The 9,532-nt window shown below is 51.2% G+C and carries 8 protein-coding genes; 4 read left to right on the top strand and 4 right to left on the bottom strand.

The annotated features are described in order from the left end of the window. Window positions 1-108: 108 nt before the first annotated feature. The 3 genes from IQ219_RS11925 to IQ219_RS11915 form a co-directional block, all read right to left on the bottom strand. Window positions 109-2,013 carry an NAD(P)H-quinone oxidoreductase subunit F gene (locus IQ219_RS11925; RefSeq protein WP_194072743.1) on the bottom strand — a complete coding sequence of 635 codons (1,905 nt, stop codon included), beginning with the start codon at window positions 2,011-2,013 and terminating at the stop codon, window positions 109-111. Between the two features lie 255 nt (window positions 2,014-2,268). Further along, window positions 2,269-3,261 carry a hypothetical protein gene (locus tag IQ219_RS11920; RefSeq protein WP_228017006.1) on the bottom strand — a complete coding sequence of 331 codons (993 nt, stop codon included), beginning with the start codon at window positions 3,259-3,261 and terminating at the stop codon, window positions 2,269-2,271. A 285-nt stretch (window positions 3,262-3,546) separates the two neighbouring features. Beyond that, complete coding sequence (locus IQ219_RS11915; protein ID WP_010874035.1) at window positions 3,547-3,852, bottom strand: RNA-binding protein; 306 nt, start codon at window positions 3,850-3,852, stop codon at window positions 3,547-3,549. Between the two features lie 301 nt (window positions 3,853-4,153). Between IQ219_RS11915 and bchM the strand changes: the two genes are divergently transcribed. From bchM to IQ219_RS11895, 4 genes are all read left to right on the top strand, one after another. Beyond that, the gene (bchM, locus tag IQ219_RS11910; RefSeq protein WP_190595972.1) at window positions 4,154-4,846 is read left to right on the top strand and encodes a magnesium protoporphyrin IX methyltransferase; all 693 of its coding nucleotides are present in this window, start codon (window positions 4,154-4,156) and stop codon (window positions 4,844-4,846) included. A gap of 5 nt (window positions 4,847-4,851) precedes the next feature. Then, window positions 4,852-5,637, top strand: coding sequence for a 3-methyl-2-oxobutanoate hydroxymethyltransferase (gene panB, locus IQ219_RS11905; protein WP_194018524.1), 786 nt, complete (start codon window positions 4,852-4,854; stop codon window positions 5,635-5,637). 7 nt (window positions 5,638-5,644) lie between these two features. Then, complete coding sequence (queC, locus tag IQ219_RS11900) at window positions 5,645-6,325, top strand: 7-cyano-7-deazaguanine synthase QueC (protein WP_194072741.1); 681 nt, start codon at window positions 5,645-5,647, stop codon at window positions 6,323-6,325. 124 nt (window positions 6,326-6,449) lie between these two features. Next, a complete protein-coding gene (locus IQ219_RS11895; protein ID WP_194072740.1) occupies window positions 6,450-7,967 on the top strand; it encodes a UDP-N-acetylmuramoyl-L-alanyl-D-glutamate--2,6-diaminopimelate ligase in 1,518 nt (505 codons plus the stop codon). A 146-nt stretch (window positions 7,968-8,113) separates the two neighbouring features. Here the strand turns inward: IQ219_RS11895 and IQ219_RS11890 are convergent. Next, the coding region (locus IQ219_RS11890; RefSeq protein ID WP_194072739.1) for an MBL fold metallo-hydrolase at window positions 8,114-9,532 on the bottom strand (1,419 nt) is incomplete at its 5' end.

Genomic DNA, 9,532 nt, shown 5'->3' with positions numbered 1-9,532 from the left:
AAATTTAATTAAAAATTGTTCAATTAAAGTGGTCAAATAGATCGGCAGTAATCCCATTTGGGTTGAATAAAATTAACTCAAGTAACATTAATCAACTTTATTTTGTGATCAAGGCGAAATTAACGACAGCCAACTGGCCCAAAATTGCCCGATCGCCGTCCATTGACCGCCGAGGGAAAACCAGATCAGCAGGGCTACCCCCACCAAAATGGTGAGCAGATAAAATTGTGACTGCCCGGTGACATTATATTTGAGGGCACTACCGCTGAAAATAGTCACCAAACTAACTAGGTTTACTATGCCGTCAATCACATAACGATCAAACCAAGTGCTGACTTTGGCGATCGCCGCCACCGCCGCCACCACCGTAGCGCCATAGATTTTGTCTAGGTACACGTCGTAGGCAAACAAATCCTGCAGGAACCGCACTGGCAGTTGACTAGAACGGGACAGGTTACGACGCAGGGGCAATAAACTCCCCAACAAAATGCCAATAATGCCAGCTCCGATCAGTAAGGGCATGGCCCATTGGGTAACCGGGCCGATTAAACCCATCGGGGAAGCGGGGGATAACCAAAAAGGCCACTGTAGGGGGGCAATAGGGATCAGCAGGGTCATAATGATCAAGCTCACCATGGGTACGGCCATGGGCCAGGGCACTTCCGGCGCCCGGCGGGTTTTGGGTTGGGGTTTACCCAGGAAGACCAACCGAAACACCCTGGTTAAATTAAGGGCGGAAAAGAGGTTAACAAAGATCAATAAAGCCAACAGGGACCAGCTTACGGACCAATCGCCGCTAAACCATTTTTGCCAGGTCCAAAACATGCCCAGGGGAAAAACCGCCAATAATCCTGCAGAACCCACCACAAAGGACGTTGTGGTCACGGGCATACGGTTCCATAATCCCCCCATTTCAGTAATGTTTTGACCGCTCGTGGTGAAGATAATCGAGCCGATGCTCATAAATAACAAAGCTTTGGCGATCGCATGGGTGAACAGTAACAAAAAGGCAATGTCCACCTGCCCCAAACCCACCGCAATAAACACTAGCCCTAGGTAAACACTGGTGGAATGGGAAAGGGTTCGTTTAATGTCAATCTGGGCAATGGCAATCAACGAGGTCATCACCACAGTTAAGGTGCCCAATACAATCAAGGTCTTCGAGGCGATCGGGGAGAGGGTGAACACCGGCTGTAACTTAATCAGCACATAGGCGCCGGCCGACACCACCACCGAATTACGCATAATGCCCGCCGGATTGGGGCCCTCCATAGCTTCATCTAACCAAAGATTGAGGGGAAATTGGGCGCATTTACCAGTGGGCCCAGCAATTAAAGATAGTCCCAGTAAAGTAGCGGTGATGCCGGTCACTGGTACTGTGTTGGCCCAGTTATCCAACTGAGAAAAAGTCAAACCCTGGCCATAACTAGAGAGAGCCACCACACCCATGAGGAGAATAATATCCCCCACCCTTTTGGTTAAAAAAGCATCCCGGGCCGCTGTGACCACCAAGGGCTGGGCATACCAAAAACCCACCAGGAGATAGGTGGAAAGGGTCAACATTTCCAACAAGCCATAGCTTAAAAATAGGGAGTCACTCAGGGCAATACCCCCCAATGCCGCCTCAAAAAAGCCTAATAGTCCGTAAAATCTGGCCAAGGACCAATCCTTCTCCATGTAGCCCAGACCAAAGATCTGCACCAAAAAACTGATGCCCGTCACCACCGACAGGGCCCCCAGGCTAACCGGCGAAATTTCCACTGCCAAGATGAGGTCTAAATCCGCCACCTGGAGCCAATGGAAAACAATTTGTTCGCTTGGTCTTTGCCAAATTGCCGAGAGGGCTACCATGCCATGGATGGCAGAAACCAAGGTCATGAAAACGTTAAAGTAGGCCGCCGGTCGCGGCCCCGTTTGTTTAATCAATCGAAATGACCAGGGCAGGGTAAGAATTGACCCAATCAGACCATAAAAAGGAATAAACCAACTACTTTGTAAAAGAAAATCGGACATTGAGCTTGGGATTGCGAGGAATTTTCGCCTAGGGTTCGCAGAAAATAGGCAATTTGTGATCAGATTTTACGCTATCGTCGCCTCAATTCTCATTTTGGCGATCGCCGTTGCTAGTGCGGTGCCGCTTTTAATCTGCTCGTTTAGCCATGCAGATAAACATTAGTGTTGTAGAGCATTAGTCGGTCACTATAAACTATCAAGGGCCCAGCCCTGGACCCCATTTCAGTTTTCTCCAACCCAAAGAAGCAGGAACTCCTAGACCTCTGGTGGCGTGGTTTTTCCTTTAGACTTAGTACTCTTAGTCGTTTTTGTGGTTTTGGGTTTACCCGTGGAAGTCGTTTTTTTCGCTTCTGACTCCGGGGATGACTCCGATTCAACTACCGTTTCCGTTGGCAGGTTAGGGGTTGGGGTTTCTTCTACTAAAGGGGCTGGCACAGAAGGTGGTTGGCGATCGCCATTGTCAGTGATGAGATCCTCTGCCAGTAATTGCTCAGTTTCCCCTTGGTCTAGGTTCTCCGGGGACTTTTGGCCATTCTCCTGTTTCTCCCCTTTGGGGCCGTGTTCAGATTTTTTCTCGGAACTGTCGGGATTGAAAGGAGTTTTCTTAACCCGGCGGGGGGTTTGTTCGACTGGATCGGCAATCTGTTCCACAAAGCCAAAACAATTTCTTTGGGGAATCAAGCGAGCCAAAATCTGATAAAACTTAGGTCGCTCCTCCGAATCTTTGCGAAAACGGTAGGGGGGTTGGTCGCTCCAAATTAAGGGCAAATGCTGATTGTTAGGACGATTTTCATAACTCTTCAGCTCGTTGCGATAGACACTAAAAACAGGGCGGCGACATTGGGGAATAAATTGCCACACCCCCCGCAAAACAAAAATACCAGGATCGCTTTTCTCATGTTGTTCCGTGCCCATCCAGACCACCTTAAAGCTCAACCCTTCTCCCTTGGACTGGGGATAACACTTGATCCAAGCTAGTTTTCCTTCCAGGGCCGCTGCCACCGCAATGGCTCGACGGGGTAAATATAGGGTAAAACTAGCATCCCGGATCTGTACGTAATATCGTTCTTCCCCCTTCCGTACCACTCCCCGCAACCACCCGATCGCCTGGTAATAGTTCTGGGCGGTGGTATCTAGGGTCGTATTAGCTGGGGCTTCGGGAATTAGACCGTCTGCCACGGCCGCATTCGTTTCTAAAGGATCAGTTTCGGGAGTTTTTTTAGGCGGCTTGGGGGGGGTGGGTTGCATAGTGTTAACAATCTTGGACGCTCGGTAAACACTGGATCCAGTGTCTGAATTAGTATGAGTGACAATTACCCCCAAGGCAAGGGGCGGAGGGATGACAAAGTCAAGCAAAAATGCCCTTGCAACCAAAAAAACTAAAGGGTCCCGGCCAGATGGCAAGAACCCCTAGGTTGAATTAATTTAAGTCACAGCGAGAACAGGATTTAACCTGATTTCCCACTGAAAATATGGGCAATTCAAGATAACTTCATCAATGGAATGAAACTATGGTGAATGAAAAACTAGGCCCTAGTAGCGGCTACCACCGTAGCTTTTGCGACCACCACCAAAGGAACCACCGCCACTGCGATTTTCCCGGGGCTTGGCTTTATTGACTTTGAGGTCACGACCCATCCATTCTGCGCCGTCTAGGGCTTCAATGGCGGCCGTCTCTTCAGCGTCAGCTTCGAGCTCGACGAACCCGAAACCCCGCATGCGGCCGGTTTCCCGGTCGGTGGGGAGCTGAACCCGCTTTACAGAACCATATTCAGCAAAAACCGCGGTTAAATCGGCTTCTGAAACATCATAGGACAGGTTGCCTACATAAATTGACATGGAATTTCTCCAAAAACTGAGGGATATGTAGAGGGTGATTTCGGAGAAATGCCTGTCAATGGAAAAACGCGAAAAACCGTTAATACTAGAAACAAATGCTACCAACCGATCATTACTCTATGGGAGCATAGTAACACGTTGTCCCCTCGGCCGGTGATTTTGGGTCTGGAATTCCTGACACGGAACCAGGCAAATTCGTCCCCCCAGACTGACCAGAAAAGAATGGTACCATTGCTTAGACGGCTCGTGCCCTTAGCTTATAACAACCTTCACTTATTTAAATTTTCGAGCTTAGCTTTCCATGACCAACGCCGCCCTAGACGATAAAACCATCGTTCGTGACTATTTTAATTCCACCGGCTTTGACCGTTGGCGCCGGATCTATGGCGACGGACAAGTTAACTTTGTGCAAAAAGACATCCGGGTGGGTCATCAACAAACCGTTGATTCAGTGGTGGCCTGGCTAGGGGCGGACGGGAATTTGGCAGGCCTATTAGTCTGTGATGCGGGTTGTGGGGTCGGTAGCCTGAGTATTCCCCTGGCCCAAGCGGGAGCATTGGTCTATGGCAGTGATATTTCCGAAAAAATGGTCGGAGAAGCCCAACAAAAGGCCCAGCAAGTTTTGCCCTATGGCAATCAACCGACTTTTATGACCCAGGATTTGGCTCAGTTGGGGGGCAAATATGACACAGTGATTTGTTTAGATGTATTAATTCATTACCCAACCCAGGAAGCGGCCGCCATGATTACCCATTTGGCTTCCTTGGCCGATCGCCGTTTGATTTTAAGCTTTGCGCCGAAAACCCTGGGCTTAACTGTGCTGAAAAAGATTGGCGGACTGTTCCCCGGTCCCAGTAAGACCACCAGGGCCTATCAACACAAAGAAGCGGATATCCGTTCCATCCTCGAAAAAAACGGCTTTTCCATTGCCCGCACTGGCATGACCAGTACCCGTTTCTACTATTCCCGCATTTTAGAGGCGGTGCGCTCCTAGTTCCCATGGCCATTACCCCTACCCAATTGTTGGATTGGAAGCGTCAACAACGGCCCATTGTGGCCCTCACGGCCTGGGATACGGCGATCGCCTCGGTGCTAGATGCGGCGGGGGTGGAAATTATCCTGGTGGGGGATTCCCTTGGCATGGTGGCCCTGGGCTACGACACCACTCTGCCGGTGAGTTTAGATACCATGATTCACCACACAGCGGCGGTAAAAAGGGGAGTACAAAGAGCATTGGTGGTCTGTGACCTGCCTTTTTTGACCTATCAGGAGAGTCCGGCCCAGGCCATGGGATCCGCGGGAAGAATTTTGCGAGAAACCGGTGCCCAGGCAGTGAAATTAGAAGGGGGCTACCCCCGCATGGTGGAAACGGTGGTCCGACTGACGGAAGCGGGCATTCCGGTGATGGGTCATGTGGGCCTAACGCCCCAATCGGTGCATCAGTTAGGTTATCGGCAACAGGGACAAGACCCGGCCACGGCGGAGAAAATTCGTCAACAGGCGATCGCCCTGGCAGAAGCCGGTGTGTTTGCCATTGTTTTAGAACATATTCCGGGTGATCTGGCGGCCAGTATTACCGAGCAGTTGCCCGTTCCCACCATTGGCATCGGTGCAGGACCCCACTGTGACGGCCAGGTGTTGGTGACGGCGGATTTACTCGGCTTGACAGTCAAACAACCCCCCTTTGCTCCGGCCTACATGAATTTACGACATACGATTACGGAAACAGTGCATAAATTCAGTGGGGAAGTACGGCAAAGACAATTTCCCCGGCTTAACCACTGAAAAATCCATGACCAAAACTGCTGTTGTTTTACTATCCGGAGGGCTAGATTCCGCCACCGTAGCGGCGATCGCCCAAAGGCAAGGGTATCGAGTCATTGCCCTGTCCTTCAACTATGGCCAACGCCATGACCGGGAATTGCAGGCGGCGCAAGACATTGTCCAAGCCCTGGCGCTCCCAGAACATTTCAGCGTTAACCTAGACCTGGCCCAATGGGGGGGATCTTCCTTGACCGATCGCCAACAAACCTTGCCCCAGGCAGGGGTAGAGCCAGATATTATTCCTTCCACCTATGTGCCAGGGCGTAACACTGTGTTCATTGCCCTGGGTTTATCCCTGGCCGAAGCCAAGGGCGCCGAAGCGGTATTTTTGGGCATCAATGCCATCGACTATTCTGGCTATCCTGACTGCCGCCCTGAATATTTAGCAACCTATCAACAATTGGCAGCCCTATCCTCCAAGGTGGGGGTGGAAGGGCGTCCCATTCAATTGCTGGCCCCCCTGATTGAATTGAGCAAAGTTGACATCGTCCATAAAGCCCTAGAGTTGGGGGTACCCATTGCCCAAACTTGGTCCTGCTACGCCGGGGGAGAAGAACCCTGTGGCCGCTGTGATTCCTGCCGTCTCAGGGATCAAGCCTTAATTGAAGCGGGGCACCCCGAACTGGCCAGTGCCCAGGGTCGTCGCTAACCACGCCATGGCATGGGCTCTCCTAAACAGTTGAAAAACCAGTACAACAGCAGCTAACCGCAGTTGGAACATCTCGGGTATATTGACCTTCATTGACGGCAGATTTGATTGGGGAAAAACAACCATGGTTAAGTTAGGGCAGTTATTGGCATCGGTTCCAGAGGTGGTGGCCGCCGCCCCTTGGTTAGCCCAGGAACCGGATCGTTACCCTGCCCTGGGGGAAATGGTGACGGGTTTATCCACCAATTCCCATGCCTGTCCCCCTGGCACTTTGTTCATTGGGATGCCGGGCACCAGGGTTGATGGAGGAGAGTTTTGGTCTGGGGCCCTGGGAGCGGGGGCGATCGCCGCAGTGGTCAGTGAGAAGGCATTGCAAAAATTTCCTCCCCAAAATGGAGAATGCGTCATTGCCGTGCCGGATTTAGTGCCGGTGTGTGCTGGCATTGCGGCGTCCTTTTACCAACATCCCGCCAAAACGTTGCAACTGGTGGGGGTAACGGGCACAAATGGCAAAACCACCACTAGCCATTTAATTGAATATTTCCTCAATCAACAACAACGGGCCAGTGCCTTACTGGGAACCCTCTACACCCGTTGGCCCGGTTATCAAAAGACCGCCACCCACACCACTCCCTTTGCAACGGATTTACAGAGACAGTTGGCCGAAGCTCTCCAGGCAGGCAATCAATACGCAGTGATGGAAGTCAGTTCCCATGCCTTGGCCCAGGGGCGGGTTTTGCAATGTGGTTTTGCCTGTGCTGTGTTCACTAATCTCACCCAGGATCATTTGGACTTCCACGGCACCATGGAAAACTATTTTGCCGCCAAGGCCCTGTTGTTTGAGGGGCAATATCTGAAGGGGCGAGCAGTAATTAATAAAGATGACGTGTATGGCCAAAAGTTAATCGATCGCCTACCGTCGGCTCAGGTTTACACCTACAGCGTCACTGACAGCAGTGCGGACTTTTACACTAGGGATTTGGACTATCAACCCACCGGCGTCCAAGGCATTCTGGTTACACCCCAGGAAGAATTACCATTCCAGTCTCCCTTGGTGGGGCAATTTAACCTGGCCAATGTCCTAGCAGCGATCGCCAGTGGCCTCCACTTCGGGCTAGATCCGGCCGCCATGGTGAAGGATTTATTAGATTTTCCCGGGGTACCGGGGCGCATGGAGCAGGTGAAAATCCGTCCTGATCAAGATATTTCTGTGATGGTGGACTATGCCCACACCCCCGACAGTTTGGAAAATGCCCTTAAGGCCGCCCGCCCGTTTATTCCTGGTCGTCTGATCTGTGTGTTCGGCTGTGGCGGCGATCGGGACCGGACCAAACGTCCTTTGATGGGTAATATTGCGGCCCAGTTGGCAGACCTAGCAGTGGTCACTTCTGATAATCCCCGTACCGAAGACCCCGAACAAATTTTGGCCGACGTGGTACAGGGTATTAGTCTAGAAATCAAACCCTGGATCATTGGCGATCGGGCCACTGCCATCCATAAAGCGATCCGGGAAGCAAAACCGGGGGACGGGGTGTTAATTGCCGGCAAGGGCCATGAAGATTATCAAATCCTCGGCACGGAAAAAATCCACTTTGATGACAGGGAACAGGCCAGGGAAGCGTTGATTTTACGTTACAGCTAGCATTTCTTCCCCAAAAGCCTCTTGGCAAAGTTTCAGCTTGCTCCTTCAATGAACCCACTAAAACCCTAGTACTTCTGGATTTTCTTTCTCTTTGTTTCCGCCAAACTTGGAGGAACCGGGGGACGTTTAAAATCCCCTGCAAGTAATCAAGTGTTTGTTGCTGATTCAAATACAGGGCAGTGACCATCGGCCCTCACCTCTAACCCCATGAGAGGGGAAGCGGGATTACGACAATGGTGATGCTGAAAATGCCGGCAATTAGCACAGCAATCGAAATCTACTGGACGTTTTCTGGTTTGATTTTGTTTGAGCAGTTCCCTTTGGCTGATCCCCCTTAATACCAGTTCCTCTCCCTGCCAACGGGCTTGCACAATGCCAGTTTCGCCAAATTTGCCCCAACGGGAATTTTCCAGAATTTGCCCATCTAAATGAATGACCACTTCCTCCAGGTGATGGATCTGCTTATTGGGTTCTAATTCGTGGATTTCCCCCTCATAAATTTGGGGCGGCGGGGGAGTCGGTTGCACAAATCGATCGCCAATGGGCAGGGCCACCGCATTGCCAGCGGCGGGGGAATGGAGTTGGTAACGGCTTTGGAGTTCTTCTAAGCTGGTGAGGTCTTCAATATCTGAAGGTTGCCCATGGACAAACACTAAATGTTGGGGACGGAGATTATGGATTAACTGGGTGGTGTTGCGGCCATCACTGTGGTCTGCCAACAGATAATCTTCCAGTTCGTATTGGGGAAACCCTTCCAAATCTTCCCAGGCAAAGTCCACCAAACAACTGGGTAAGGTTACTAACTGGGGCACAAACACCGTCCATGACCCCGGTAGGGCGGCGGGACTGGGCCAAAAAGCAGGCCAAGTTGAGGTGACTACTATGGATGGGGTTGATAGGTCGAAATCGCCCTGGGCATCGGTGAGGGGACGCAGATGGGGATAAACCTTATCGTCCCAAAACAGGGGTTGATGTTGGGCAAAATTGCGGACATTATCGGGGAGATAGTCAATGATTTCTTGGTAAGCGTCACAGCCCTTGGCCACGGATTCCCCAGCCCAAAGGTTAACTTGACGTCCGGTGAATTGATGGTGAGTCCGTAGTAACTTGAGAATTTCCTGGGCTAACCCCAAAGGGGGCACTGGCAGGAGAATATTTCTCCCCTTGGCTAGTACCGTTTCGATCGCCTGGATAAATTGTTTTTCCTGTTGACGACGATGGGGTAAGCGGCGGTTACCATACTGCCCTTCTAGGATCAGCACATCCGGTTTTAGACCCCGCAGGGTAGTTAAAGCTAAACCATCCACCAACTGGAGATGGGAAAGGCAATAATCCCCGGTATAAATCACCCGGTAAAGGCGATCGCCGTTATGGTATTCGAGCAAAATGAGGGCCGCCCCCGGTAAATGTCCCGCTGGCAACAATTCCACTGTGAGACCAAGCAAAACTTCCTGGGGCGATCGCCATGGTAAAACCCGACAAAACGGGGGCACCGTCTCACCGGGCCAATTCAGGGGCAGTAACTTTTGGGTAACATCACTGGCCAGAACGGGAATGTGGGGAAA

It is taken from the genome of Synechocystis sp. LEGE 06083, assembly GCF_015207725.1.
GTDB lineage: Bacteria > Cyanobacteriota > Cyanobacteriia > Cyanobacteriales > Microcystaceae > Synechocystis > Synechocystis salina.
The sequence above is the reverse complement of the archived record's forward strand: the minus strand, read 5'-3'. Positions and strand labels throughout refer to the sequence as shown.

Bases quoted from the DNA above. Each gene is read 5' to 3' on its own strand.
- IQ219_RS11925 (WP_194072743.1), bottom strand. From the start codon at position 2,013: ATGTCCGATTTTCTTTTACAAAGTAGTTGGTTTATTCCTTTTTATGGT.
- IQ219_RS11920 (WP_228017006.1), bottom strand. From the start codon at position 3,261: ATGCAACCCACCCCCCCCAAGCCGCCTAAAAAAACTCCCGAAACTGAT.
- IQ219_RS11915 (WP_010874035.1), bottom strand. From the start codon at position 3,852: ATGTCAATTTATGTAGGCAACCTGTCCTATGATGTTTCAGAAGCCGAT.
- bchM (WP_190595972.1), top strand. From the start codon at position 4,154: ATGACCAACGCCGCCCTAGACGATAAAACCATCGTTCGTGACTATTTT.
- panB (WP_194018524.1), top strand. From the start codon at position 4,852: ATGGCCATTACCCCTACCCAATTGTTGGATTGGAAGCGTCAACAACGG.
- queC (WP_194072741.1), top strand. From the start codon at position 5,645: ATGACCAAAACTGCTGTTGTTTTACTATCCGGAGGGCTAGATTCCGCC.
- IQ219_RS11895 (WP_194072740.1), top strand. From the start codon at position 6,450: ATGGTTAAGTTAGGGCAGTTATTGGCATCGGTTCCAGAGGTGGTGGCC.